The following is a 26415-nucleotide window of genomic DNA, read 5'->3' as shown; positions in this document are numbered from 1 at the left end:
GTCGCTAAAAAAATAAACCCGGACAAGACTGCCCGGGTTTATTCATTATTTAAATCTTTATTTTTATGCCAACGTCGGAGTCTTAATTCGCTCGGTCAAATGTGGTGCAATCACCTGCAACATTTGCCCAAACACCTTTGGGTTTGCCGCGACAATGTTCCCAGTCCTCAACCAGCTTTCATTACCTTCAAAATCACCCACTATCCCGCCTGCTTCCTGTACCAGCAAAGCGCCAGCAGCAATATCCCAAGGTGACAGGTTGATTTCAAAAAATCCATCAGAATAGCCTGCCGCTACATAGGCAAGATCAAGCGCAGCGGAGCCTGGACGGCGCAAACCCGAGGTTTTCTTAGCCATGTCGCGGAAAATATTGATATAGGTTTCCAAATAGCTGAAATCTTTAAACGGGAAACCAGTGGAAAGCAAGGCTTCTTGCAATTTGGCACGCTGTGTCACGCGGATACGGCGGTTATTCAAAAATGCACCACTGCCTCTTGTAGCCGTAAATAAATCATTACGCACCGGGTCATAAATGACAGCCTGTGTCAGCACACCTTTTTCCTGCAAGGCGATTGAGATACAGTAAGCCGGGAAACCATGCAAAAAGTTGGTTGTACCGTCCAGCGGATCGATGATCCAGATGCTATCTGCTTCTGAATTTGTTTTGCCGCTTTCTTCACCAAAAAAACCATGTTTTGGATAAGCTTCTTTAAGAATAGAGATAATCGCTTGCTCAGCACCGCGGTCGACTTCGCTGACAAAGTCGTTGGTATCCTTTTGTTCAATTTTTAAAGCGCCAATATCCTGGGCGGCACGGTTAATGATTTTGCCGGCTTCACGCGCGGCGCGAATGGCGACATTTAAGGTTGGATGCATGCTGTGTTTGGGAGGATCAACTGATAAAATAGCATTTTAACGTTTTATCATGCGTTCACAAAATGAAATGCTCTTTTATCTCAGTCATTTTGTGAGCGCCATCAGTGATTCACATGACAACACTCTTCAATAATATCCGCGTAGTCCTTTGCCAGACCAGCCATCCCGGCAATATTGGCTCCACTGCCCGCGCCATGAAAACCATGGGCCTGGATCGTCTTTACCTGGTAAGGCCCAAGTACTTCCCAGATCCCGAAGCCACTTCACTGGCAGTGAATGCGGCCGGTGTGCTTGATCATGCAGTGGTGACACAAACATTGGAAGAAGCTTTGGCCGATTGCCAGTTTGTCATTGGTGTGAGCGGCAAAGAACGCTCTTTGTCACAACAAGTGATGACTGTGCGTGAAGCGGCGCAAGAAGTAAAAAACACCGCCGGACACAGCCAGGTTGCGCTGGTATTCGGCACCGAAATGAGCGGCCTGAGTAACGCTGAAGCTGATCTCTGCCATGTGCTGGCGACCATTCCCGCTAACCCGGAATATACTTCACTTAACCTGGCACAGGCGGTGCAGATCATGTGCTATGAAATCCGCATGGCGATGACGACTGGAGAATTACATTACCATGAAAAACCGGTTGAACTCGCCTCACAAGATGATCTGGAGCGTTTTTACGAACATATGCGTGAAGTGCTGGAACATATCGGTTATATCAACCCGCGGGCACCCAAGAAACTGTTCGAACGTCTGCGCCGGTTGTATGGCCGTACACGGCTGGAGAAAGAGGAAGTGAATTTATTGCGCGGGATTCTAACCCTGAGTGTGAACCCTAAGAAACACAGCAAGTACTAGGCCGCATTAGCCTTAACTCCTAACTCCCAGTTTCCTTATATCAACAGACCTACATTGTAGGCAGCCCGATAGACTGGCGCGCCAGGTTGCAACTCTCGGAGCCGGCCTCGAATTCGCGACATGTACTGGAGCGTAATGGGTAAATGCTGCAACCTACTGACCGTCCCAACTCCCCCTGCAAAGCCACACACCGCACGGGAAACTGCCCGGTGCCTTGCATGCAAACATAATGATCGTTCACTTTCTGTGTCAGGTTTGCCGGCACGGTGCCTTGTGGATGAGCATCGCTTTCAGCCCAATAGAACGACACTCTGAAACTGGCACAACAGGCACCACACGACTGGCAAGGGTCCGACATATATTTAAAGATGAAATGAAAGCATCATTGTAGCTTTGCGCGCCAATTCCTTACCAGATACCTACCAATATCTTTAGCCAGTCTTTAAGGTCGTGATTTTCTGACACCCTCTTAACTTGTGGCATAATGCGCGCATGTTTGATCACCTCAAAGAAGATATCTCTATCGTGTTTGACCGCGACCCTGCGGCGCGCACGCACTTTGAAATCCTGACGACTTATCCTGGCGTTCACGCGCTGATTATCCACCGTGTTAGCCACTGGCTGTGGACACATCGTTTGTACTGGTTTGGCCGTATGCTATCGCATTTTGGTCGCTGGATCACCGGTATCGAAATCCACCCGGGTGCAGTGATCGGCCATCGCGTATTTATCGATCATGGCATGGGCGTGGTGATTGGCGAGACCGCCATTATCGGCGATGACTGTACCCTGTACCACGGTGTAACGCTGGGCGGCACCAGCTGGAATAAAGGTAAACGTCACCCTACGCTGGAGTCTGGCGTTGTGATAGGGGCTGGTGCCAAAGTACTAGGCCCGATTACGATCAGTAAAAATGCCAAAATCGGCTCTAATGCCGTGGTCGTTAAAGATGTTCCTGAAGGTGCAACAGCGGTCGGTATCCCTGCGCGTATCCTGGAGGAAGAAAAAACTAAACAGCGGCAAAGCGCAGCACAAAAAATGGGTTTCAGCGCTTATGCAGTGGGTAACGATGAGAATGATCCCATGATCAAAGCTATCAACGGATTGCTGGATCATGCGCACAAGCAGGAATTGGATATTGCTGAACTCAAAGCCAAGTTAGCCAAACTGAGCGACGCCGAAACTGAATCAGATGTTGGCGACGCTTTTGCCAAAAAGCCTGAATAGCAAGCCTGAATAAGAACCATTCCCAATACCAGCATTCATCCGGGTTTAAGCCATTTTTATACAGAAACTTTTTACCATAATAATTGACTAAATTAGTAGGTTATTATAAAATTTGAGTCTGTTTTAAAGGTGTTTCATAGATGCGATTAACCACTAAAGGACGTTTTGCAGTGACAGCAATGCTGGACATTGCCCTCTACGAGGCTGATAAGCCAATTACTTTGGCTGGCATCAGCGAGCGTCAAAGTATCTCTCTTTCCTATCTGGAACAACTATTTAGCCGCCTGCGCAAACAGGGCCTGGTATCCAGTGTGCGTGGACCAGGTGGCGGTTATCGAATCGCTAAAGCCCATTCAGAAATTTCAGTATCTGACATTATCACGGCTGTAGATGAACAGATTGATGCGACCCAATGTGGTGGCAATGAAGACTGTCACGATGAAGGCCGTTGCATGACGCATGAATTGTGGGCTTCACTCAATGGCAAAATACTGGATTATCTGTCTGGTGTGAGTTTGGCCGACATGGTGGATATGCAAAAGAAAAAAGGCGCTGGCACAGTGCATTTTTCACCACGTAAATGTGGTTCTGACGCCACGCTTGCAGCTTAAGATTTTTTTTAAAGCGCATGAATACGGTTTATTTCGACCATAACAGCACTACCGCTTTAAAGCCTGAGGTTTTACAAGCCATGTTGCCGTGGTTGTCACAAACAGCCGGCAATGCGACCAGCCGTCATATTTACGGTCGCAATGTGCGAGACGCCGTTGAAACTGCACGGAAAGAAATTGCTGAATGTGTAGGTGTGCAAGCCTCGCAGGTGGTATTTACCTCTGGCGGCACTGAAGCCAATAATTTTGCGGTCAAAGGCATCACTACGAATTTGACGCCTAGCCAAATTTTAGTAAGTGCGATTGAGCATCCTTGTGTATCGCGTCCGGCACAATCACTTGCTTGGCACGATTGGAAAGTGCAAACCCTGGAGGTCAATACACAAGGCGTGATTGATCTGGCGGATGCTGAACAAAAGCTGAACACACATACCGGCCTGGTTTCAGCCATGCTGGCGAATAACGAAACTGGCGCCATCCAGCCCATTGCTGAGCTGGCTGCATTAACCAAAGCTAAAGGTGCTTTGCTACATACTGATGCAGTACAGGCATTTGGCAAACTGGAAGTCGATTTCGGTGCACTGAGTGTGAATGCGATGACGATTTCCAGTCATAAAATTGGTGGCCCGGTCGGTGTAGGTGCGTTGATATTGGATAAGCGTGTAGATATCGCTCCTTTGCTGCATGGTGGCGGACAGGAACGTGGTTTGCGCAGCGGTACTGAGAATGTCGCTGGCATCGTAGGATTTGCCAAAGCATGCAAGATGGCTGTGGCAACATTGAAAATGCGCAGTATGGCCCAAACTAAGTGTCGTGACCAGCTTGAAACTGGTTTGCAGAATTTGAATGCAGTTATTTTTGGCCAACAGGCAGAGCGCCTGCCAAATACCAGTTTTTTTGCTATCCCCAATATTGAAGGGGAAACATTGGTAACGGCACTGGATAAAGCAGGATACGCGGTAGCAAGCGGTTCAGCGTGTTCAAGTGACAGCACAGAACCTAGCCATGTTTTATTGGCAATGGGCATTGAACCTGACCTCGCCCGCAGTGCAGTCCGCGTCAGTTTAGGCGAAAGCAATAGTGAAGCTGAAGTACAGGGTTTTTTAAAAGCGTTGCAACAAGAAGTGAAACGCTTAAAAGGATTAAATGCCGTTGCGGCATAAGTTTTTATTGAAAGAGTATGAACATGTCTGAAAGAAAGCCGATTTACCTGGATTACTCTGCGACTACACCGGTGGACCCACGTGTTGCGCAAAAAATGATCCCTTTTTTGACCGAAGACTATGGCAACCCTGCTTCACGCAGCCATCCATACGGTTGGACAGCCGAAAAAGCGGTTGAAAATGCACGCGAAGAAGTTGCCAAACTGGTCAATGCCGATCCACGTGAAATCGTATGGACATCAGGCGCGACCGAGTCTAACAACCTCGCGATCAAAGGGGCTGCGCACTTTTATGCCGAAAGTAAAGGCAAGCACATCATCACGGCAGCGACTGAACATAAAGCAGTCCTGGATACATTCCGTGAACTGGAGCGCGAAGGTTACGAAGCGACTTATCTGCAGCCGGAAGCCGATGGCCTGATCAATATCGAGACCTTCAAGGCTGCCATCCGTCCAGACACCGTGCTGGCTTCTATCATGCTGGTGAATAACGAAATCGGCGTGATCCAGGATATTGAAGCACTGGGCAATATTTGCCGTGCCAATAATGTGATTTTTCATGTGGATGCCGCACAAGCTACTGGTAAGGTCGTGATTGACCTGGAAAAACTGCCAGTTGATCTGATGAGCTTCTCTGCACATAAAACTTACGGCCCTAAAGGGGTTGGTGCATTGTATGTGCGCCGTAAACCACGTATCCGTATTGAAGCGCAAATGCACGGTGGTGGTCATGAGCGCGGTATGCGTTCAGGCACGCTCGCTACGCATCAGATTGCCGGTATGGGCGAAGCTTTCCGTATTGCGCGTGAAGAAATGGCCAGCGAAAACGAGCGTATCCGCATGTTGCGTGACCGTTTACTTCACGGCCTGCTGGATATTGAAGAAACCTATGTCAATGGTGATCTGGACCATCGTGTGCCGCATAATCTGAACGTCAGCTTCAACTTTGTTGAAGGTGAGTCATTGATCATGGCGATTAAAGGCATTGCAGTTTCTTCCGGATCTGCATGTACATCTGCCAGCCTGGAACCAAGCTACGTGTTGCGTGCTTTAGGCCGTTCAGACGAGCTGGCACATAGCTCTATCCGTTTCAGCATTGGCCGTTTCACTACTGAAGCAGATGTCGATTACACAATTGACCTGTTGAAGAGCAAGATCGACAAATTACGAGAGCTCTCGCCATTGTGGGAGATGTTCAAGGATGGCATTGATCTGTCCAAAGTTGAATGGGCAGAACATTAAAAAATTGATCTTTGACCGCCTGGCGGCGTTGTCGGATAGCTTGTTTAGAAACACTAAACGGCGCCATCCTCTGCCTTGCCAGACAATCAAATCTTTATTTTTTTAAAGAATGGAAGTTTAACTAAAAATTAAAAGGCAAAACAAACTCAAGGCGGTGAGGCGAAGACAGTTCGTAAGTATGGCAAGCCGATCCAACACAGAGTTTGTGAAGCATTTTAATTTTCGAGGAGTATAGAGATGGCATATAGCGATAAGGTACTGGACCACTACGAAAATCCACGTAACGTAGGTTCTATGGATAAAAACGACCCGACAGTCGGCACCGGTATGGTGGGTGCGCCTGCTTGCGGTGACGTGATGAAACTGCAAATCAAGGTCAATACAGCTGGCGTGATTGAAGATGCCAAGTTCAAGACCTATGGTTGTGGTTCAGCGATTGCTTCAAGCTCGCTAGTCACCGAATGGTTGAAAGGCAAAACACTGGACCAGGCACAGGAAATCAAGAACTCTGCGATTGCGGAAGAGTTGGCCCTGCCGCCAGTGAAAATTCACTGTTCAGTGCTGGCTGAAGATGCAATTAAATCTGCGATTGCTGACCTGAAATCCAAACAAGGTAAATAAGATGGCGATCACCCTGACAGAAACCGCAGCTCAACGCGTAGAAAAATTCCTGGCCAACCGTGGCAAGGGGATTGGTCTGCGTTTGGGTGTGAAAACCACCGGCTGTTCCGGCATGGCTTACACACTGGAATTTGTCGATGACATGTTGCCTGAAGACAGCATATTTGAGAGCTATGGCGTCAAAGTCATTGTGGACCCGAAAAGTCTGGTGTATATCGACGGCACCGAGCTGGACTTCACCAAAGAAGGATTAAACGAAGGGTTTAAGTTTAATAACCCTAACGTTAAGGATGAGTGCGGTTGCGGCGAGTCATTCACGGTATGATTTGACTGTGTTTTAAAGCTGCTTACTTTATGCTCTACTTGATGTTAATTTCTATTAGTTTTGCATAGGTTTTAATTTCTACTATGCAAAACTATTTCGCTTTATTCCAGCTACCGCAACAATTCAACATTGAGTTGGCAGTGTTAGATAGCAATTACCGCAAACTGCTGGCCGAAGTTCACCCGGACAAGTTTGTGAATGCCTCATCTGCAGAACGCATGCAATCCATGCAAAAAGCGACACTGGCTAATGAAGCCTATCAAATTCTCAAACAGCCCACATCGCGGGCAAGATATTTATTGCAATTAGCAGGTATTGAGACTGAAGAAGAAAACAATACGGCGATGCCTGCCGATTTCCTGATGGCACAAATGGAATGGCGAGAAGCAATAGACGACGCCAAATTTGCCAAAGATATCGCAGCACTGGATGCGCTTTTAATTGATATGCGCGCACAAGCCAACATCCTGCAACAGCAAGTGGCAGAAGAAATTACGCAAGCGCCGACACAAGCGGCAATGACTGTTCGCAAGCTGCGGTTTATAGATAAAGTGAGCGAAGATGTGAACCAGCTGATCGCTCAATTGGAAGACTAAGTTTCATGGCGCTATTACAGATATCCGAACCAGGTATGTCCCCTGCCCCACACCAGCACAAGCTGGCGGTAGGCATAGATCTGGGTACGACCAACTCACTGGTGGCTACAGTACGCAGTGGCATGAGTACAGTATTGCATGATGAACATGGCCATGCCTTATTGCCTTCTGTTGTGCGTTATCTTGAAAATGAAATTGTGGTTGGTCATGAAGCGCAAGCCGCACAAAGCCAGGATCCGGTCAATACCATCGTCTCAGTCAAACGCTTTATGGGGCGCGCCTTAACCGACATTACCGACCGTGCACATATCCCCTACCACTTTGTTGAAAATGCATCTTCAGAAGGCATTTTAGAACTCAAAACGCGCGCCGGCTTAAAAAGCCCCGTTGAGATTTCTGCGGATATTCTAAAAGCATTAAAAATACGTGCTGAAAAAGCACTTGGTGGCGAACTCATGGGCGTCGTGGTGACCGTCCCTGCTTATTTTGACGATGCCCAGCGCCAGGCCACCAAAGATGCTGCCAGATTGGCTGGCCTGAACGTTTTACGCTTACTGAATGAGCCAACTGCCGCTGCAGTCGCTTATGGCCTGGATAATGCCTCTGAAGGGGTGTATGTCATTTATGACCTTGGCGGTGGCACATTTGATATTTCGATTCTACGCTTGAGTAAAGGCATTTTTGAGGTATTGGCGACTAACGGTGACTCGGCCCTTGGCGGTGATGACTTTGATCACCGCATCTATTGCTGGGTACTGGATCAGGTGCGTAGTAAAACGGCAGACTTCAAGCCATTGACCGAAGCCGATACCCGCCTGCTGTTGACCAAATCGCGTCAGGCCAAAGAATGGCTGACCGATAACCACGAAGCCAATATTCTGTGCAAGCTCAGCAATGGCGCACTGGTTGATGAAACGCTGACAGTTCAGCAGTTTGTCAGCCTGACTGAAAACCTGGTTAGCAAGACTTTAAGTCCAACCCGCAAAGCCATGCGCGATGCCGGCTTGAGCATGGAAGATATCAATGGTGTTGTACTGGTTGGTGGCGCCACCCGCATGCCGCATATCCGCCATGCAGTGCAGGCATTTTTCAAGCAGGAACCGTTAACCAATCTGGACCCGGACAAAGTAGTTGCACTGGGTGCAGCCATCCAGGCCAATGTGCTGGTTGGCAATCGTAGCGAAGAAGATTTATTGCTGCTGGATGTGACGCCATTGTCTCTTGGCTTGGAAACCATGGGCGGACTGGTTGAAAAAGTCATTCCTCGCAATTCGACTTTACCGATTGCGCGCGCGCAAGACTTTACTACCTACAAAGACGGCCAGACAGCGATGGCTATCCATGTGGTTCAAGGCGAGCGCGAACTGGTGGCCGACTGTCGCTCACTGGCCCGTTTTGAGCTACGCGGTATTCCGCCTATGGCCGCAGGCGCTGCGCGTATTCGTGTGACTTTCCAGGTAGATGCCGATGGCCTGCTTTCGGTGACGGCACGTGAACAAACCAGCGGCGTTGAATCCAATATTACCGTGAAACCATCTTATGGCCTGAGCGAAGACCAGATTACCACCATGCTCAAAGATTCATTTGGCGCGGCTGAAAGCGACAAAGCAGCCCGTATGCTGCGTGAAGCCACTGTGGATGCGCAACGCCTGATTGAAGCGATTCAGGCAGCACTGGCTGAGGATGGCGCAACCTTACTCGCGCAGGACGAGCGCGATACCATACAAGCGCATCTGGAGGCCTTGCACACCTTGTGCCAGGGCACAGATAGCCAAGCCATCAAGCATGGCACTGAAGCATTGAATCATGCGACAGAAAACTTTGCGGCCAAACGCATGGATGCTTCTGTACAAAAAGCCCTAGCGGGTAAAAACCTGGACTCTCTGGAACTGTAATATGCCTAAAATCACCATCCTCCCCCATGCTGAACTTTGCCCGAAAGGCGCTGTGATTGAAGCAGAAAAAGGTACCTCCATCTGTGATGCATTGCATAATAACGAGATCGACATTGACAGCGCCTGCGGCGGCGTCTGTGCCTGTACCACTTGTCATGTGGTCGTGCGAGAAGGCTTTAAAACCTTGAACGAGATTGAAGAAGATGAAGAAGATATGCTGGATCGCGCCTGGGGCTTGCAGCCCTTCTCGAGACTCTCTTGCCAGGCCATTTTACAAGAGGCCGATGTGACGGTGGAAATCCCTAAATACAGTATCAACCTGGCTAAAGAAGGCCATCAATAATAAAAATCAATAATAAAAAAGCCGATGTTGTAACATCGGCTTTTTTATTTAATACACCACGGATTGATTAGCCGACGTAAGTATCATTCAGGAAGTTCACCTTACCGTTAGAAATGTCGTATATCGCACCAACAATCGCAATTTGCTTGCTGTGTATCATGTCATCGACAATATCACTGCTACGGATAATCGTATCTATCTGATACCTGACATTCAATTCATTAATCTTTTCAACAAAATCAGCATTCTTGGAATTACGCTGTGCCGCATCACTCACCGTTTTTTCATGACGGATAGCAGGTTTGATCAGGTTAATGATTTCTCCGATATGGCCATCTTTAAAGTCATCACAAGCCGCTTTCACCGCACCACAGGAAGTATGCCCCATCACCACAATCAGTTTGCTGCCCAGGTATTTGCTGGCGAATTCCAGGCTGCCCATCGCTTTGTCGGAAGCGATATTACCGGCCAGGCGCACACTGAAAATATCGCCCAGAGCCTGGTCAAACAGTAACTCAACCGGTGCGCGAGAATCACTGCAACTCAGGAAAGACGCAAACGGATGCTGTTTGTCCTTGGTGATTTGAATCAGTGCCTTGAAGTCTTTTTCCTCTTCCACCTCTGAAGTGAAACGTTGGTTACCCTCGATCAAAATATCCAGTGCCTCACGCGGCGTCATTTTGTCACGATCAAGTAATGGGTGTTTATACATACAAATAATCCTCTAGTAAATTATTGTTTTAGCAAGGCTATTCAGCCCCGCTTTTGATTAATGCCCCAGCAAATGCTTGGGCGGGTTAAACGCAATGGTTTCTACAGTAATGTTTTTCAGTTTGGCATGCTGCTGGTAGCCATGAATAAACTCCACCACATCATAGGCAATCGCTTTGCTGTGGGTGCAATCGATCACCACTTTGCTGTTGCGCGGGATCGACTCCAATACCTCCAGGATGCTGGCCTTGTTGAAGAAAGACACTTCTTCCGCCAACACCAGTTCAAACACTTCCTGTCCATCCTTGGTGCTGCGTGTTTGCTTGATGTAATGAGAGTTACGGTAGCTATGATGCAAAGTGAAAAAGATCGCTACCACTAATCCGAGGCCGATACCCGTCAGCAAATCGGTAAATACAATGGCGATAATAGTCACAATAAACGGGATAAACTGTTCCCAGCCCAGGGCGAACTGTTGTTTAAATAAACTCGGTTTAGCCAGTTTATAGCCCACCATGATCAGGATAGTGGCCAGGCTGGCCAGGGGAATAAGATTCAAGAAGCTGGCAATGGTAATGGCGCTGAGCAGTAACCAGAAACCATGCAAAATTGCAGATATTTTAGTTTGTGCGCCAAACGTGATATTCGCACTACTGCGTACAATCACCTGGGTCACAGGTAAACCACCGATTAAACCGGACACGATATTGCCTAACCCCTGCGCTTTGAGCTCCCTGTTGGTCGGCGTCACCCGTTTCAGGGTGTCCAGTTTGTCGGTTGCCTCTACGCATAACAATGTTTCCAGGCTGGCGACAATCGCCATCACCAACGCGGTTTTAATCACTGCAGGCTGTGCAACCTGGCTAAAATCCGGGTGGGTAAAAAAGCTGGTAAATTCACCCAGGCTACCCGCTACCGGCAATCGTACAATCTGGTCTTCAGCCAGCGAAAAATTTAACCAGCCGCGCATAAAGGCAATATTGAACAAAATCCCCACCAATACCACCACAATCGGCCCTTGCAATAACTGGAACACTCTATGTTTTTTAGTCAGCACAGTATCCCACAGAAGCAGGATCGCAAAAGAAACTGCGGCAATCAACACAGCTCCTGGCGTCAATAAGTCCCATGCCTGCAAAATATCGCTGAAGGTATTGTGGCCGTCAAAACCAAACGATTCATCACCTTCATAGTCGGCATCGTAACCAAATGCATGCGGAATCTGTTTCAGTATAATCAGCAAACCGATACCGGTCAGCATGCCGGTAATCACTGAAGAAGGCACAAAGTAAGCAATGAAACCTGCTTTAAACTGGCCAAGTAGAAATTGAAAAACACCGGCCAATACTACAGCGGCTAAAAATACTTCATAAGATCCCAGGTTGCTGATGGCGGCCATCACAATCACAGCCAAGCCGGCTGCCGGGCCACTAACCCCCTGCTGCGATCCACTGGCCAGGCCAACGACGATACCGCCGACAATCCCGGCGATGACGCCTGAGAAGAGTGGTGCCCCTGAGGCTAGTGCGATGCCCAGGCAAAGCGGCAAAGCTACAAAGAAAACAACGATTGAAGCCGGTAAATCCCGATTCAAATGCTTAAACAGGTCGAAAAAATCCGACCGTGATGGTGTAGCGGACATAGTGTTTTTCCTTCACAAGTGAAACAATTTTTCGTTATATTATTATCGTTAATTATAATTAGATTATATGATTATGCCATATACACAATACACAAAACCCCGCACGCATGCGGGGTGGTTTGAACGCTAAAGACTATATGCAGTATTCATTAGTCTCTTGGAGTATCAGCTACGTAAGGACGTCTACCAATAAAGTTTAAACGCAGTTGATCGTGTTTATCAAATCCTTTATCTGGACTATCGGTCACAATACCTGCACCTTCCCATTTATCTTCAGCACTCTGCTGTTTAGCCACTGGAGCTTTACTGTAAGGACGGCTGCTAAAGTTCTTATGATGTAAAGTACGTACATCATTATCCTGCGCTTGTGTTTCATCCGCATGAACATTTGCCATCACTCCGAATGACACCAAAACTACCAATAATAATTTGCTCATTTTCATACTCCTTTATCATATAAACGTCAGGCAGCCTTCAAGCATTCTAGCCAAGGCCTGGCAATATTATGTGCCAGTATCCTTACGCAATTCTGACTCGCTAATTTGACCCTGACTTAAAGTGGACGCTTACCAATGGAATGCATTCTCAATAATTGCAGGTGTCTTTCTTTCTGCTCCTGGCCGGCTGTCATGGACGCACCTTCCCAGCCTTGTTCGGCAGCAGGCTTGTTCGCTATCACTACTGGTGCCTGGTAAGGTCTTCTGCTCAGGGACTGGTGGTGATGGATTTTGGATTCTATGGTCACTTCTTCATTTTGGTCTTGGGCATTCACCGGCAAAGCCGCTACCAAACCAAACACCATTAACATTGCTGTATAAACGTTACGCATATTATTTCTCCTATTCATTGTTTGTTGGACATTCATTGTTCGTTGGGGTTTTAATTGATTCATCATGGTTTGCATTTTGCACCGTAGCTGGCAACAAAAAATCTACCAATATAGGTAGTTCGGTATATACTTAACGGCATATGCCGAATGACAGCCCCACCCCTGAAGCCGAGAGCGCGTTTGCCCTGCGCAGCGCCTTGAAACAAAACCAGGCGCAAATTGCACAAGACAAATTATTTGAAAAATTTGGCCAGCAATTATTTGTTTCCGGCTGGTCCACCGAGTTATTGCAATGGTTGCTGGATGAAATATGCATGCAATTCGGCGCACAGCACGGCCTGATCAGCCAGCAACATGGCGGTGCGCTAAAGATTCTGGCATTGCGTGGCAGGAGCTACCCGGTCGGTGCGCGTATTCCCATGCTGGGTGTATTGGGGCAATGGTTAAAAGAACCCATCCGCTTTGAAGTGCATCAGCAATACGTGTCTAGCTTATGGACATTGCCTGCCACCACCGAGGCAAATGTGCATTGTTATCACTTGCCCATTGCATGCCAGCAACGCCCTGTCGGTTTACTGGCATTGATCACAGGCAACCCTTTAAACCATAACAGCTTGCAGATTTTATATAGCCTGTGCGGCATGCTGGGTTTTGCCTTATACGGTCAAGCCCAGTCAAGCACCATGATTGATGACAGCTACGTGCAAAAGCTTACGCCACGGGAGCGCGAAGTGTTTGCCCTGCTGCCTTCCGGTGCAAGCAATGCTTTACTAGCGAGTAAGCTGGGCATTTCACCCGGTACGGTCAAAATTCATATAGAACGTATCCTCAGCAAACTGGACCTCAATGACCGTACCCAGGCCGCGGTCAAGGCAGTGGAGGCTGGGTTCAAAAGCGATGGATTGTGATACCTGATATGCCTTTTCGCAACCTGCAACTATTCAGCTATTTAAACCAACTTTGGCAAGACGCGCCTTTAACGATCAAAGGCATTATCCTGAACACCTTGCCACTGACCGTTTTGCTGGCGTCACTGGCCCTGATTTTTGAAAGTGAGCAACAGGCGGCGTTACTGGAACGCCGCGTGCAAAATGCGCTACAAATCCAGCAGGATATTCAAACCCTGCAAACGCAGTTGCTCGAAGCTTCTACCGGCGTACGCGATTACCTGCTTACCGACAACAGTCAATTTTTGTCTGGATATGAAAGTGCCAAACAAGCCATGCCGCAGTTACTGGATTCACTGGAACTGCGCCTGGATGACCAGGCACAACAGAAATTGCTGCTGGTGATACATCCGCTGGTACAAAAAAACCTTAACGACTTGGCAGTGTTGGCCAGCAATACTGAAAAAGAAGCCGATGAAGAGTTGATACGCAAGTTCAGCTCCCAGGGCGCTGCGCTTAATCAGTTACGTTCACACCTGGACGAAATGAGTCTGCGGGAATCCCGGATTGTCGATCAGGATAAAAAAGAAGTGATTTTTGAGCGTAAACGCAACCTGCGTATTACGTTGATGGCGGTGATCGCAGGCGTATTCGGTTCTCTGATTGGCGTTTGGGTATTTACGCAAACAATCGTCGCCCGTGTCAGGACTATCCGTGACAGCGCCATTCACCTGGTAAAAAGTGAGCCGCTGGCGTTACCCAGTATCAGCCAGGATGAATTGGGCGAACTGACGATGGAGCTAGAGCATGCCTCACAATTACTGAAAAAAAGTGCACACGAAGCCCATCAGGCAAGAGTTGAAGCGGAAGAAGCCAGCGCTGCAAAAAGTAATTTCCTGTCACGTACCAGTCACGAACTCCGCACGCCGCTCAATGCGATTTTAGGATTTGCGCAAATCCTGGAAAACGATTTGCCCGATGGCCGCCAGAAAGACAGTGCGACGTTAATCCATAATGCGGGACAGCACTTACTGAAACTGATCAATGAAGTACTGGATATCTCACGTATCGAAAGTGGTGATATTGGCATGTCTATGGAAGTCATCGCGCTGAATCCTCTATTGGAAGAAGCCTATCATTACCTCAAGCCGCTGGAAAAAGTACGCGACATGAGCATAGAAACCCGCTTTGAACCGCGGTTGAAAGTGCGAGCTGACCGGCAGCGGTTATTGCAAGTGATTTTAAACCTGCTGGCGAATGCACTGAAATATGGGCCGGAAAATACCCTGGTCACCATCAGTGCATACCGCCAGCAAGGCCATATCCGGGTAGAAGTACAAGACCAGGGCAAAGGTATTCCCGCAGAACATCGATCACGCCTGTTTACGCCATTTGACCGCCTGGGTGCAGAACGCACAGTGACCGAAGGTACTGGGTTAGGTCTGGTGTTAAGTAAACAACTCATGGACGCTATGGGCGGGCAGATCGGCGTGGCGGAAGATAAAAGCATGTTCTGGTTTAGCCTGCCAGCCTGTGAAGAAGATATTCAAATGCAGGCCGCCTCAGAAACCGCAGAAGAGCTTGATGTGCAAATGCCAGCCACCATTTCTGCAACTCCGCGCAAGCGTCATATCCTGTATGTAGAAGACAACCTCAGCAATCAGGCATTAATGGAAGCAATTATCAGCAAGCATCGCCATATCAAACTGCACGTCACTGCCAGCCTGCAAGGCAGCATGGTTTGGCTGCGCGACATGACGCCTGACTTATTATTACTCGATCTAAATCTGCCCGATGGCTCGGGAGAATTACTGATTCAGCATATACAGTCTGACCGCGATAATCTGCGTGACATCCCGCTAGTGATCCTGAGTGCCGACGCACTGCCAGAAACCATCCAGCGTTTGCAGGCGCTAGGCATCACCCACTACTTCACCAAACCGTTAAATGTCGCCACGTTTAACCAGTTATTGTTAAAACTATTACCAGAACCGACACCATGAATATTGAACAGCTGCGAGCCTCTAAAATCCTGATTATTGATGATGCTGAAGCCAACCTGAGGCTGCTGGAAGAGCTGCTGACCAAAGAAGGCTTTGAGCAAGTCATCAGCACCACCGATTCTACCAAAACCATGGACCTGGTGAACGCTTTCCAGCCTGACCTGATTTTGCTGGATTTAATGATGCCGGTGCTGGATGGCTTTGCCGTGCTAGACCAGTTATCGCATCATGTCGGGCCGAATGAGTATCTGCCAGTACTGGTGCTGACAGCTGATGCCACGATTGCTACACGACGCAAGGCGCTGGCACTGGGCGCAAAAGACTTTCTAACCAAGCCATTTGACCCAATGGAAGCCATGCTGCGGGTCTGGATATTGCTGGAGACACGCTGGTTATTTACCCAGCTCAAACAACATCAGCCTAATTTACAAATGCCGAATTACTCGTAAATTTACAGCGCCTTGCCTTCTTGGATCAGATAGTCGAGCGTCTGCTCACATATTGCAAGCTGAACGGTTTAGCTGCCTGCTGTTTTTGCTGGGCTGCATTCAACTGCAAACTGGTCCCTTCCCATGCCTGATCTGCATTCGCACTGACAGGTTGCGCAGTCACTGCTCTTCTGGCGATATTTTGGGTGGCATTGGCTTGCTCTGCCAATACCGATCCGGAAAAGACTAATGCAGCTAATCCCATCACTTGATACGCTTTCACTTTTTTCATCGTTCGCTCCTTCAAAATAATATTTTAGAGATATAACCTTGCGTAACACCGCCATATATAGATGACGGATTTGATGTGACTCACTGTAGCGCGCCAGCCTTACAAAAAGCTTTCGTGAATATTTCAGTAGCCTTACAGTATTACCAACAATTATTCAGCTTGAATTAAGGCGTGCAGACTATCTTGATAATTCGACAACAATTATTAGGAGAATCACGATGAAAAACTTTATGCAAACTTCAGGCAGTGTGTTGATGATCAGCCTGCTTTGCGGCGTGCTGGCCAATCAACCAGCCATGGCAGACGATGATGGGGACGATATTCAGAAAATGACCGAAACGGCAAAAGCATTCGGCTTTATTTCATGGGAAGACGCACAAAGTAAAGCACTGGCCGCCAAGCCAGGTGTCGTTAAAGAAGTCGAACTGGAACGCCGCAAATTCAAATCCGGCTGGGATTACGAAGTGGAAATTGTGGATGCCGAGGGCGCTGAATGGGAAGTGTATATTGATGCGAAAACCGGCAAAGTGAATAGCGTGAACCGCGACTGGTTCTAAATATAAAGCCTGCTTCATGCAGGCTTTAAGCACAACTGCACACGTAACCCACCTAACCGGGCAGAGTGATCGAGGGAAATATCCCCATGATAATGCTGCACAATATCCTGCACAATCGCCAGCCCCAGGCCGCTGCCCGGTTTGGATTCATCCATGCGCATTCCACGCTGTAATAATGTATCCAGTTCAGGTGCGCTACTGCCTGGGCCATCATCCTCTACCATCACGGTAATTCCATCCTGTACCGAGATATTGAGTTGTACCTGGCCACGGCACCATTTAAAAGCGTTATCCAGTACATTCCCCAACAGCTCGAGCATATCTTCGCGGTCAACCATCAGCTTGGTCTGGGCATCATGTTGCCAGGCGAATGCCACCTGTTTTTCACTGTAAATCTTTTGCAAGGTTGCCACGAGTTTAGGCACTTCAATCTCTAAATCGGTCTGCTGACTGGTGTACACATCACCCATCAGACGGGCGCGTTTGAGCTCACGCTCGACATCCTGATGTATTTCTTCTGCACAGGCTTTCATAGTTAGGCGCAACTGCGAAATGCCTATCCGTGAGTCGTTATCGAACAGCAGTTGCAAATGCGCCAGCCGCGTTTTAAGCGCATGCGCCAGGTTGCCGATAGACAGGCGCGACCGTTTGGTTTTCTGGCTGGCGCTTTTGAGTATGCGGTTGAATTCATTCACCAGCGGCATGACTTCCGCCGGGCCATTGGCATTAATCTGCTGTAATTCACCGCTGGCAACCCGTGCCAGATTTTCCTTGATTTGCTGCAATGGGTTCAGGCTATTCAGTACAATCCAGCGTTGCAGGGCTAATAAAGCAATCAGGCCTAATAAAGATAGCGCACCGTAGATACCATGAAACACGCGTAAACTGTGCTGCAAATCGACCAGGCTTTCGGCGATATAGATAGTGATATCCCGTTGCTGCTTGCGGTAACCATGCCCCCACAATAATAAAGGTTGATCCTCAGGTCCGGTGATATGGGTCGCCTGCTGCTGCCCCACCGCTAGCGGCATCACTGGCAAATTCACATCCCAAGCTGAACGCGACTGGAGTTTATGCGCTTCATCAATCATGACGATAAAATAACGTCCGGAGAAAGGACGCTGGTAACTTGCAGTGATCAACCGCTCTTCTACTACGGGCTGGCCTCGGCTATTAACGGTTACACCCGCCAGCAGCGCTTCTGCTTCCTGCTGCATGCGCTCTGTCATCTGAGACTGGATCAGGTGGTCAATCGTGAATGTGACCACCGCCCATTGCAACGTTAACAGCCCTACCAGGCTTAACGTCAGGCCAAGGGTGAGCTGCTTGCGCAATGACTTCATGCAGAGTGACTTTCTGGATGAAGCTGGCCGAATACATAGCCTTGTCCGCGTCGGGTCTGGATTTTGTCCATCCCGACTTTTTGGCGCAAGCGATTGACATACACCTCGATCACATTGCTATCTTTATCTTCATCATAAGCATACACATGTTCGGTAAGCTCGCTTTTAGAGAGTATGCGCCCGGGATGAAGCATGAAATAACGCAACAGGCGGAATTCAGTACCCGTCAAACTGTAAGAATCAGCGCCCTGCCAGACCGTTTGCGTATGCTCGTCCAGACGTAATCCTTGCATACTCAATTCGCCACTGACCAAGCCAACGCTGCGTTTGTGTACCGCACTAATGCGCGCCAGCAGTTCTTCAATATGGAATGGCTTGGTCACATAATCATCTGCGCCCAGGTTAAAGGCTTCCACTTTTTCCTGCCAGCTACTGCGGGCCGTCAATACGATCACCGGCATACTCCGCCCTTCCTCACGCCAGGCGGCCAATACTTGCAGCCCATTTAGCCCCGGCAAACCAATATCCAGGATAGCCACGTCATAAGGCTCCAGGCTACCCTGTATTCTGGCCTCGTTACCTTCCTGTATCCAGTCGCTGGCATAACCGGCAGCTTTCAGCCCCTGCTGCACGCTGGCACCGAGCAAGGCATCATCTTCGACCAGCAGCAAACGCATCAGTCATCCAGCTCCATTTTCAGCAGCTGGCCGGTCTTGGCGTCCAGCTTGAGTTCCCATACCTGGCTGCGCGCATCGAGGATTTCCACCTCATAAAGATAGCGGCCATGTTTTTTCTCCAGTTCAACTTCGAGAATTTCACCTGGCTTATGTGACTTTGCCAGCCTGGATATTTTCTCTAGGCTCAAAATCTGACCTTTGGCAGCAAGTTGCCCGGCAATAGCAGGGCTTTCGCCAGAACCGGCAATTGGTAACAGCCAGCCGGTAGCAGCCAGGCTGCAACACACCAGGCACACCGTCATTACTCGAGAAAAGGTCGTCGACCTGCGCATATCACTCCTCAATAACATTGCCGCTAACAGCGGCTACCAACTGTCACTGGCTAAAAGTGTAACAGCATTAGGATTAATCCAAGCTGAATCGGTTCGTTTATTCACGCGGGTTTTGACTGCAACACACACAAGGTTTAAAGCAAAAAATACATACGAACCTGCATGTAAACGTTACAATAATGGCTTGAAGATTTAAATTATTTTCCAGTCAAACACATGCAATTTCTTACCCATAGTTCCAGCGCAAGGTTACCTACCCAGTATGGTGATTTTGATCTGCACGTATTTCATGATAACCGGACCAATGTTGAACATGTCGCGCTGACCTGCGGCGACATCACCCGTTCACAGAATCCGCTGGTACGCGTGCATTCCGAATGCCTCACCGGGGATGTGTTTTCTTCTACGCGCTGCGATTGCGGTGAACAGTTGCATCATGCCCAGCGGCTGATTCAGGAACATGGCCACGGCCTGGTGCTTTACCTGAAAAACCATGAGGGACGCGGCATAGGCCTCAGCAATAAAATGCGCGCCTATGCCTTGCAGGACCAGGGACTGGACACAGTAGAAGCCAACGAAGCACTTGGGCTGCCGGTGGATAGTCGCAGCTACGAAGCGGCTTCAGAGATGCTGGCATTCTTTGAAATTAATTCTGTGCGCCTGCTTACCAACAACTCTGGCAAACGTTCCGCACTGGAAATGCTAGGGGTCACTGTGCACCAGCAAGTACCTTTGCTGACCGAACCTACTTTAGAAAACCTGAGATACCTGCAAACCAAATCCGCAAAACTTGGTCATATTATTCCTGACCTGATGGGGTAAGTCGCGGCAAGCACGCTTGAGCGCTTTCAGTTCAAAACGCGACCGATTTCTTGCGGTTATAAGCATTGAATTAAATGTTATAACCATGGCCAAACGCCAGGTTTATACTGCACGCTTGTCACGCAATCACAAGGAGCAGCAAGATGAAACCTGAGACGATCTCCATCCATGGCGGCTATTCACCAGAAGCCACGACCAAAGCGGTCGCCGTCCCCATTTATCAAACCACTTCTTACGCGTTTGACAATACCCAGCATGGCGCCGACCTGTTCGATCTCAAGGTTCAGGGCAATATCTATACGCGCATCATGAACCCGACCACCGCGGTGCTTGAAGAGCGCATCACCCAGCTTGAAGGCGGCATTGGCGGACTTGCGCTGGCATCAGGCATGGCTGCCATCACTTACGCTATCCAGACCATTGCCGAAGCTGGCGACAACATCGTTTCGGTATCAACGCTGTATGGCGGCACTTATAACCTGTTTGCGCACACATTGCCCAAGCAAGGCATTGAGGTCCGGTTCTTTGATTACCGCGACCCGGCTTCGCTTGAGAAACTGATCGATAGCCGTACCAAACTGGTGTTCGCAGAAACCATAGGTAATCCACTGGGTAATGTGGTTGACCTGGCCGCCATCAGTGAAGCCGCACACAAACATGGCGTACCGGTGATTGTAGACAACACGGTTGCGACTCCGATTCTGTCCAAGCCGTTTGAACATGGCGTAGATATTGTTGTGCACTCACTCACAAAATATATAGGCGGCCACGGCAACTCGATTGGCGGGATTATTGTCGATAGCGGCAAATTTCCGTGGGGAGAGCACGCAGCGCGCTTCCCTAGTTTGAATACACCTGACCCTAGCTATCACGGCGTTAACTATGTTGAAGCATTGGGGCCGGCTGCTTTCATCGCGCGCGCCCGTGTCGTACCCTTACGCAATACCGGCGCAGCCATCAGCCCTTTTAATAGCTTCCTTATCCTGCAAGGGCTGGAAACATTACCGCTACGCATGGAACGTCATAGCAGCAATGCCCTGGCGATTGCGCATTACCTTAAGCAGCATCCAAAAGTGAAGTGGGTCAACTATGCCGGGCTGGAAGATCACAGGGATTACCCGCTGGTCAAAAAATACCTGAATGGCCTGGCTTCCGGCATCCTTTCCTTTGGTGTGCAGGGCGGTAAAGAAGGCGGTACCAAATTTATAGATGCGCTGCAATTGTTCACCCGCCTGGTGAATATTGGCGATGCCAAAAGTCTGGCTTGCCATCCGGCGACAACCACGCACCGTCAACTGAATCCTGAAGAACTGGCAAAAGCAGGTGTCAGCGAAGACCTGGTCAGGCTTTCGGCTGGCCTGGAACATATTGATGACCTGATTGCCGACCTGGAGCAGGCACTGTCACAGGTATAAACATAGATAACGCATGACGCTTTGACGAACACCTGATTTCGGCATAGTGTTTCTGCTAATACAATATAGAGGGAAAACAATTGCTGCCTGTGCGTTCGTTTATCACCAGCATACTGTTGCTGACTTTTGCTACCGTCGCTTGTGCTTCAGAGTCATATATCGGCCAGTTTCTTTTCAATTACGAAGGCGGCAGCGTCTAACGCGTGATTGTGAAGGCTGCCATGTCGCTGTCATGGGAATGCATCAAAGGCCCGGAAAAAGGTGCGAAAGGCATAGAAAACCCTGAGCGTTTTAAAGTAGCAGACAAGATTTACTTTGTCAGCTGGGTAGAAAAAACCGGAACTCAGGTATCGCAGGTGATTAATCTGAACACCTTGAAAGTTTACTCAACCATTATTGAAGGCGAAGAGCGCTATGTCGTGACGGGCAATATCGTCAGTGAGAAATAACTTGCACATGCCAGATGATGGCCTAGAACTTTTATTGTCTTGCTGTCATCAGATTGATGACAGGCTTTGATTGTTGACTGTTCAGGCACTTTAAAAAGCCGTGTCTGCTAACATGCCCTTACGATGCATTATCCTTGGAGAAAAAGCATGAAAACCTTGATTGCGCTCACTCTGGCACTTGTTTCAAACGCCGCCCTCGCAAATATTGTCGTACCGCTACAAGTGGTGGATGAAAAAGGCACGGGTGCAAACGCCGGGAAAGTCACGATTTCTGAAACCAAATATGGCCTGGTGTTTACGCCGGAATTGCAAGGCCTGCCTGCAGGGACACATGGGTTTCATATTCACCAGAACCCTAGCTGTGACCCAAAAGAGAAAGATGGAAAAATGACGGCTGCTGGTGCAGCGGGTGGTCATTATGACCCTGACAATAGCAACAAGCACGATGCACCATGGGGTGATGGCCACCTGGGTGACTTGCCAGCCCTGTATGTGAACGCCAATGGCACATCTAACCAGCCGGTACTGGCTCCCAGACTGAAGCTGAGTGATATCAGTGGCCGCGCCCTGATGGTACATGTCGGGGGAGACAATCATTCTGATCATCCTGCAGCGCTGGGCGGTGGTGGTGCGCGGTTTGCCTGTGGTGTGATTAAATAGTCACTATTGCCTCATACTAATCAACTGATAACCCAGGAAATCACTTGATGAGCGAAGAAAGAACACTAGGCACGTCACGAACGCTGCCCTACACACCCAGGGAAATCTATGACGCCTTTGCATCCGCTGAGCTGCTGGCAGCATGGTGGGGGCCGGATGGTTTTACCAATACCTTCGAGATTTTTGAGTTCAAGACAGGTGGACGCTGGAAGTTTGTCATGCATGGCCCTGACGGCAAGCATTATGCGAACGAAAGCACCTTCAAGGAGCTGGTCAAGGATGCCAAAATCGTCATCTATCATGCCTGCCAGCCGTTTTTCACGCTGACGGTAGAGCTTACGCCTGTCAGCGATGACACGCATTTAAGCTGGCAGCAGGTTTTCGATGATGCGCAGACTGCGCAAGCCATCAAACAGATTGTGGGGTCAGCAAATGAACAGAACATTGACAGGCTGATGCAGGTGCTCAGCAAGATTGCCAGTCCCCAATAACTCCCTTACTGGTTTTACCAGCAAGTCCTTTTTTTATAGAGTGACTTATTCGATTACTTCAGAAGCATGATGGCAGACACCGAGAAAATCAAAGGCCCGGCCTCTTACTTCCCGTCTATAGAAGCAAAGTACGGCCATCCGGTTGAACACTGGTTTGATATCTTGCGCCAGGCTGGTGGTCTTAAACATATGGAGCTGGTCAACCTGCTCAAATCGGCACATGGATTGGGACATGGTCATGCCAATGCCCTGGTTGCGCATCACCTGGCAAAAAATAAGGCATAGGAACAGCTATGCCATACTGTACTTTAAACAAAAAAGCGTAACGATTCCCCGTTACGCCTTTTTATTTTATCAGCCTAAGTTAGAATACAGATTAAAACACGCGCAATTGCGTGGGTTTGATATATACCGTTTCGCCCTGCTTGAAATTGAGCTGATTAAACACATCGCGGCCCAATTCCACATCGACATATTGCTCATTGTCTGTACGTTTGATTTCCAGGCGCACCAATGAACCGACCGAGTGCACATAAGTCAGTGCGCCGGCAATTGTATTCAATGCTGGTTCGCGGCTAACTGCAATCTCGTAAGGGCGCACAAAGCCTTTTCCTTGCGGGGTTTCAAACGCGTTTACATTGCCAAGGAACTCGTATACAAATGGCGTGGCCGGGTCGTCATACACGGCTTGCGGCGAACCCACCTGCTCGATCTGGCCGTGATTCATCACGACAATGGTGTCAGCCACTTCAAGGGCTTCTTCCTGGTCGTGGGTCACAAATACGCTGGTCACATGCAATTCGTCATGCAGGCGGCGCAACCAGCGACGCAGATCTTTACGCACCTTGGCATCCAGTGCGCCAAATGGCTCATCCAGTAATAATACTTTTGGCTCAACCGCCAGTGCACGTGCCAGGGCAATACGCTGGCGCTGCCCACCGGAAAGCTGTGGCGGGTAACGGTCTGCCAGCCAGTCCAGTTGCACCAGCTTCAGCAAGTCGTGTACACGCTTTTTAATTTCGGCGTTTGAAGGACGTGTCTCTTTTGGACGCACACGCAGACCAAACGCTACATTTTCAAACACCGTCATGTGCCTGAACAGCGCGTAATGCTGAAATACAAAGCCAACCTGGCGCTCACGCACATCTGCATGGGTAGTATCGACGCCATCAAACAATACCTGACCTTTATCAGGCGATTCCAGTCCGGCAATAATGCGCAACAATGTGGTTTTACCGCAACCGGATGGTCCCAACAAAGCAACCAGCTCGCCACTTGGCACTTCCAGATCAATGTCGCGCAGCGCGCTGAATTGACCAAAACCCTTGCTAATTTGTTGTATGGTGATGCCCATATTAAACCGTCACTTCCTTTTCCTGAATAGCTGCATCGTGTGATGCCCGCCATTCGACATAGGTTTTCAAAACCAGGGTTACCAATGCCAGCAAAGTCAGCAGTGAGGCCACTGCAAACGCTGCTGCATAGTTATATTCGTTATATAAAATTTCCACATGCAGTGGCATGGTATTGGTCATACCACGGATATGTCCCGACACCACAGATACCGCGCCAAACTCACCCATCGCCCTGGCGTTGGTAAGAATCACGCCATAGATCAAGCCCCACTTCACATTTGGCAAGGTCACATGCCATAACATTTTCCAACCGGAAGCGCCGAGCACTAATGCGGCTTCTTCCTCTTCCTTACCTTGCGCTTGCATCAGCGGAATCAACTCGCGGGCAACAAACGGGAAAGTAATAAAAATGGTCGCCAGGATAATGCCGGGAACCGCAAATACCACTTTGTAATCATGATCAATCAGCCACTCGCCAAACCAGCCTTGCAGACCAAATATCAGCACAAAAATCAAACCGGCGATCACGGGCGAAACCGCAAATGGCAAATCGATCAAGGTAATCAGGAAACTTTTGCCGCGGAAATCAAACTTGGTAATCGCCCAGGCAGCAGCCACGCCAAACACCAGGTTGAGAGGTACGGCTACCAATGAGGCAATCAACGTCAGCTTCATTGCAGACAAAGCATCAGCCTCAGTAATCGCCGCCAGGTACACTCCCCAGCCTTTGCGCAGTGCTTCTGCGAACACCGCCGCCAGCGGAATCAGCAGGAACAGAGCGAGGAATACTAATGCAATGCCTATCAGTGTCCAGCGCACCCATGGAGGTTCGGAAGTGGCACGTTTATAAGCCACTTTGCCCTGGTATTGTTCTAATTGTGTTGTATGCATATTTTTCGTTTAGTTAGATTCAGTGAGCGAGTCATGTAAAACCTCTACTTGCCGCCATGACGGTGGCTGCTCCACCACTGCAACAGGTTAATCAACAGCAGCAAGGCAAAGGAAATGACCAGCATCACTACTGCAATCGCTGTGGCGCCTGCGTAATCATATTGCTCAAGCTTGGTGATAATCATCAATGGCGTAATTTCTGAAATCATCGGCATGTTACCGGCGATAAAAATCACCGAACCATACTCGCCGACTGCGCGGGCAAACGATAACGAGAAACCAGTCAGTAACGCCGGCCAGATAGCCGGGAGAATAACCTTGAAAAATGTCTGCCAGCGGTTGGCGCCCAGGCTGGCGGCGGCTTCTTCCAACTCAGTACTGAAATCCTCCAGCACAGGTTGCACCGTACGCACCACAAAAGGCAAACCGATAAAGGTGAGGGCGACAACCACGCCCAATGGCGTAAAGGCGACTTTAATACCGTGAGGCTCCAGCCATTGACCAAGCCATCCATTGGGGGCATAAATGGCGGTCAGGGAAATACCGGCTACCGCAGTAGGTAAGGCAAATGGCAAATCAACCAGTGCATCCAGGATTTTTTTTCCAAAAAACTGGTAGCGCACCAACACCCAGGCGGTCAGCAAGCCAAATACCAGATTGATCACTGCAGCAAGTAATGAAGCGCCAAATGTTAAGCGGTAAGTGGCCAATACACGCGGCGTGGTCACAATGGCCCAGAATTCGCTAAAACTTAATTCGGTAGTGCGAAGAAAAACAGCTGCCAGGGGAATTAATACGATCAGGCTTAAATACACCAATGTATAGCCAAGCGACAGACCAAAGCCGGGCAATAAATGTTTTTTTTTAGTTGTCATATGGCTC

Annotated in this window: 33 protein-coding genes; 20 read left to right on the top strand and 13 right to left on the bottom strand. The window is 48.9% G+C overall.

Features of this window, described 5'->3' with window-relative positions; genetic code table 11:
• Positions 1-63: 63 nt before the first annotated feature.
• Entirely contained in the window at positions 64-876 is an 813-nt protein-coding gene (locus tag ASG24_RS10905) for an inositol monophosphatase family protein (protein WP_055829274.1), read from the bottom strand.
• 113 nt (positions 877-989) lie between these two features.
• On the opposite strand from ASG24_RS10905, the gene ASG24_RS10900 reads away from it, so the two are divergent.
• Complete coding sequence (locus tag ASG24_RS10900) at positions 990-1727, top strand: RNA methyltransferase (protein ID WP_055871299.1); 738 nt, start codon at positions 990-992, stop codon at positions 1725-1727.
• A 49-nt stretch (positions 1728-1776) separates the two neighbouring features.
• Here the strand turns inward: ASG24_RS10900 and ASG24_RS14455 are convergent, their stop codons facing one another.
• Positions 1777-2085 carry a YkgJ family cysteine cluster protein gene (locus tag ASG24_RS14455; RefSeq protein ID WP_082488076.1) on the bottom strand — a complete coding sequence of 103 codons (309 nt, stop codon included), beginning with the start codon at positions 2083-2085 and terminating at the stop codon, positions 1777-1779.
• 134 nt (positions 2086-2219) lie between these two features.
• On the opposite strand from ASG24_RS14455, the gene cysE reads away from it, so the two are divergent.
• The 9 genes from cysE to fdx all read left to right on the top strand — a co-directional run bounded on the left by cysE (position 2220) and on the right by fdx (position 9749).
• Positions 2220-2954: a serine O-acetyltransferase gene (gene cysE, locus ASG24_RS10895; RefSeq protein WP_055829279.1), complete on the top strand. Its 735-nt coding sequence runs from the start codon at positions 2220-2222 to the stop codon at positions 2952-2954.
• A 140-nt stretch (positions 2955-3094) separates the two neighbouring features.
• A complete protein-coding gene (locus ASG24_RS10890) occupies positions 3095-3565 on the top strand; it encodes an Rrf2 family transcriptional regulator (protein WP_055829282.1) in 471 nt (156 codons plus the stop codon).
• A 17-nt stretch (positions 3566-3582) separates the two neighbouring features.
• Positions 3583-4728: a cysteine desulfurase family protein gene (locus tag ASG24_RS10885; RefSeq protein ID WP_055871296.1), complete on the top strand. Its 1146-nt coding sequence runs from the start codon at positions 3583-3585 to the stop codon at positions 4726-4728.
• Positions 4729-4751: 23 nt separating this feature from the next.
• Positions 4752-5969, top strand: coding sequence for an IscS subfamily cysteine desulfurase (locus tag ASG24_RS10880; protein ID WP_055871293.1), 1218 nt, complete (start codon positions 4752-4754; stop codon positions 5967-5969).
• Positions 5970-6206: 237 nt separating this feature from the next.
• Entirely contained in the window at positions 6207-6590 is a 384-nt protein-coding gene (gene iscU / locus ASG24_RS10875; RefSeq protein WP_055829291.1) for a Fe-S cluster assembly scaffold IscU, read from the top strand.
• 1 nt (position 6591) lies between these two features.
• Positions 6592-6915 (top strand): iron-sulfur cluster assembly protein IscA, encoded by a 324-nt coding sequence (iscA, locus tag ASG24_RS10870; protein ID WP_055829295.1) that lies wholly within the window; start codon positions 6592-6594, stop codon positions 6913-6915.
• 83 nt (positions 6916-6998) lie between these two features.
• Positions 6999-7511, top strand: a complete 513-nt coding sequence (hscB, locus tag ASG24_RS10865; RefSeq protein ID WP_055829297.1) for a Fe-S protein assembly co-chaperone HscB — start codon at positions 6999-7001, stop codon at positions 7509-7511.
• Positions 7512-7516: 5 nt separating this feature from the next.
• A complete protein-coding gene (hscA, locus tag ASG24_RS10860) occupies positions 7517-9406 on the top strand; it encodes a Fe-S protein assembly chaperone HscA (protein ID WP_055871291.1) in 1890 nt (629 codons plus the stop codon).
• Position 9407: 1 nt separating this feature from the next.
• Positions 9408-9749 carry an ISC system 2Fe-2S type ferredoxin gene (fdx, locus tag ASG24_RS10855; RefSeq protein ID WP_055829301.1) on the top strand — a complete coding sequence of 114 codons (342 nt, stop codon included), beginning with the start codon at positions 9408-9410 and terminating at the stop codon, positions 9747-9749.
• 67 nt (positions 9750-9816) lie between these two features.
• Here the strand turns inward: fdx and ASG24_RS10850 are convergent, their stop codons facing one another.
• The 4 genes from ASG24_RS10850 to ASG24_RS10835 form a co-directional block, all read right to left on the bottom strand.
• A complete protein-coding gene (locus ASG24_RS10850) occupies positions 9817-10461 on the bottom strand; it encodes a carbonic anhydrase (RefSeq protein ID WP_055829303.1) in 645 nt (214 codons plus the stop codon).
• A gap of 57 nt (positions 10462-10518) precedes the next feature.
• Positions 10519-12102, bottom strand: a complete 1584-nt coding sequence (locus ASG24_RS10845) for a SulP family inorganic anion transporter (protein ID WP_055871290.1) — start codon at positions 12100-12102, stop codon at positions 10519-10521.
• A gap of 149 nt (positions 12103-12251) precedes the next feature.
• Positions 12252-12539 (bottom strand): hypothetical protein, encoded by a 288-nt coding sequence (locus ASG24_RS10840; RefSeq protein WP_055829309.1) that lies wholly within the window; start codon positions 12537-12539, stop codon positions 12252-12254.
• 116 nt (positions 12540-12655) lie between these two features.
• Positions 12656-12931, bottom strand: a complete 276-nt coding sequence (locus tag ASG24_RS10835) for a hypothetical protein (RefSeq protein ID WP_055829312.1) — start codon at positions 12929-12931, stop codon at positions 12656-12658.
• 140 nt (positions 12932-13071) lie between these two features.
• Here ASG24_RS10835 and ASG24_RS10830 point away from each other — a divergent pair, with 140 nt between their 5' ends.
• The 3 genes from ASG24_RS10830 to ASG24_RS10820 are packed head-to-tail and all read left to right on the top strand — an operon-like array spanning position 13072 to position 16270.
• Positions 13072-13839 (top strand): LuxR C-terminal-related transcriptional regulator, encoded by a 768-nt coding sequence (locus ASG24_RS10830; protein WP_055871286.1) that lies wholly within the window; start codon positions 13072-13074, stop codon positions 13837-13839.
• Between the two features lie 8 nt (positions 13840-13847).
• Positions 13848-15821, top strand: coding sequence for an ATP-binding protein (locus ASG24_RS10825; RefSeq protein ID WP_055872034.1), 1974 nt, complete (start codon positions 13848-13850; stop codon positions 15819-15821).
• On the top strand, positions 15818-16270 hold the full coding sequence (locus ASG24_RS10820; RefSeq protein ID WP_055829316.1) for a response regulator: 453 nt from the start codon (positions 15818-15820) through the stop codon (positions 16268-16270). Before ASG24_RS10825 ends, ASG24_RS10820 begins: the two co-directional genes overlap by 4 nt.
• A 25-nt stretch (positions 16271-16295) precedes the next feature.
• Here the strand turns inward: ASG24_RS10820 and ASG24_RS10815 are convergent, their stop codons facing one another.
• Entirely contained in the window at positions 16296-16541 is a 246-nt protein-coding gene (locus tag ASG24_RS10815; RefSeq protein WP_055871283.1) for a hypothetical protein, read from the bottom strand.
• 218 nt (positions 16542-16759) lie between these two features.
• Here ASG24_RS10815 and ASG24_RS10810 point away from each other — a divergent pair, with 218 nt between their 5' ends.
• A complete protein-coding gene (locus ASG24_RS10810; RefSeq protein WP_055871281.1) occupies positions 16760-17098 on the top strand; it encodes a PepSY domain-containing protein in 339 nt (112 codons plus the stop codon).
• Positions 17099-17112: 14 nt separating this feature from the next.
• Here the strand turns inward: ASG24_RS10810 and ASG24_RS10805 are convergent, their stop codons facing one another.
• The 3 genes from ASG24_RS10805 to ASG24_RS10795 are packed head-to-tail and all read right to left on the bottom strand — an operon-like array spanning position 17113 to position 19420.
• A complete protein-coding gene (locus ASG24_RS10805) occupies positions 17113-18441 on the bottom strand; it encodes a sensor histidine kinase (protein ID WP_055871277.1) in 1329 nt (442 codons plus the stop codon).
• Positions 18438-19118, bottom strand: a complete 681-nt coding sequence (locus ASG24_RS10800; protein ID WP_055871274.1) for a response regulator transcription factor — start codon at positions 19116-19118, stop codon at positions 18438-18440. Before ASG24_RS10800 ends, ASG24_RS10805 begins: the two co-directional genes overlap by 4 nt.
• Positions 19118-19420, bottom strand: coding sequence for a PepSY domain-containing protein (locus tag ASG24_RS10795; RefSeq protein WP_055871271.1), 303 nt, complete (start codon positions 19418-19420; stop codon positions 19118-19120). Before ASG24_RS10795 ends, ASG24_RS10800 begins: the two co-directional genes overlap by 1 nt.
• Positions 19421-19666: 246 nt before the next feature.
• Between ASG24_RS10795 and ribA the strand changes: the two genes are divergently transcribed.
• The 6 genes from ribA to ASG24_RS10765 all read left to right on the top strand — a co-directional run bounded on the left by ribA (position 19667) and on the right by ASG24_RS10765 (position 23572).
• A complete protein-coding gene (gene ribA, locus ASG24_RS10790) occupies positions 19667-20272 on the top strand; it encodes a GTP cyclohydrolase II (protein WP_055871269.1) in 606 nt (201 codons plus the stop codon).
• A 143-nt stretch (positions 20273-20415) separates the two neighbouring features.
• The gene (locus tag ASG24_RS10785; protein WP_055871266.1) at positions 20416-21687 is read left to right on the top strand and encodes an O-acetylhomoserine aminocarboxypropyltransferase/cysteine synthase family protein; all 1272 of its coding nucleotides are present in this window, start codon (positions 20416-20418) and stop codon (positions 21685-21687) included.
• A 221-nt stretch (positions 21688-21908) separates the two neighbouring features.
• The gene (locus ASG24_RS14840; protein ID WP_235562400.1) at positions 21909-22136 is read left to right on the top strand and encodes a MoaF C-terminal domain-containing protein; all 228 of its coding nucleotides are present in this window, start codon (positions 21909-21911) and stop codon (positions 22134-22136) included.
• 147 nt (positions 22137-22283) lie between these two features.
• Positions 22284-22796, top strand: a complete 513-nt coding sequence (sodC, locus tag ASG24_RS10775) for a superoxide dismutase family protein (protein ID WP_055871263.1) — start codon at positions 22284-22286, stop codon at positions 22794-22796.
• Between the two features lie 47 nt (positions 22797-22843).
• Positions 22844-23287 (top strand): SRPBCC domain-containing protein, encoded by a 444-nt coding sequence (locus ASG24_RS10770; RefSeq protein ID WP_055871259.1) that lies wholly within the window; start codon positions 22844-22846, stop codon positions 23285-23287.
• Between the two features lie 69 nt (positions 23288-23356).
• Positions 23357-23572 carry a DUF4287 domain-containing protein gene (locus tag ASG24_RS10765; protein ID WP_369814185.1) on the top strand — a complete coding sequence of 72 codons (216 nt, stop codon included), beginning with the start codon at positions 23357-23359 and terminating at the stop codon, positions 23570-23572.
• Positions 23573-23663: 91 nt separating this feature from the next.
• Here the strand turns inward: ASG24_RS10765 and ASG24_RS10760 are convergent, their stop codons facing one another.
• From ASG24_RS10760 to cysT, 3 genes are read right to left on the bottom strand one after another with little or no spacing between them, the layout of a single operon-like run.
• Positions 23664-24641, bottom strand: coding sequence for a sulfate/molybdate ABC transporter ATP-binding protein (locus ASG24_RS10760; protein WP_055829346.1), 978 nt, complete (start codon positions 24639-24641; stop codon positions 23664-23666).
• Position 24642: 1 nt separating this feature from the next.
• A complete protein-coding gene (gene cysW, locus ASG24_RS10755) occupies positions 24643-25533 on the bottom strand; it encodes a sulfate ABC transporter permease subunit CysW (protein ID WP_055871253.1) in 891 nt (296 codons plus the stop codon).
• 44 nt (positions 25534-25577) lie between these two features.
• Positions 25578-26408, bottom strand: coding sequence for a sulfate ABC transporter permease subunit CysT (gene cysT / locus ASG24_RS10750; protein WP_055871251.1), 831 nt, complete (start codon positions 26406-26408; stop codon positions 25578-25580).
• Positions 26409-26415: the final 7 nt, after the last annotated feature.

Origin of the sequence: Methylophilus sp. Leaf414 (genome assembly GCF_001425425.1) — a bacterium.
Lineage (GTDB): Bacteria > Pseudomonadota > Gammaproteobacteria > Burkholderiales > Methylophilaceae > Methylophilus.
This window is presented reverse-complemented; position numbering and strand designations above follow the sequence as displayed.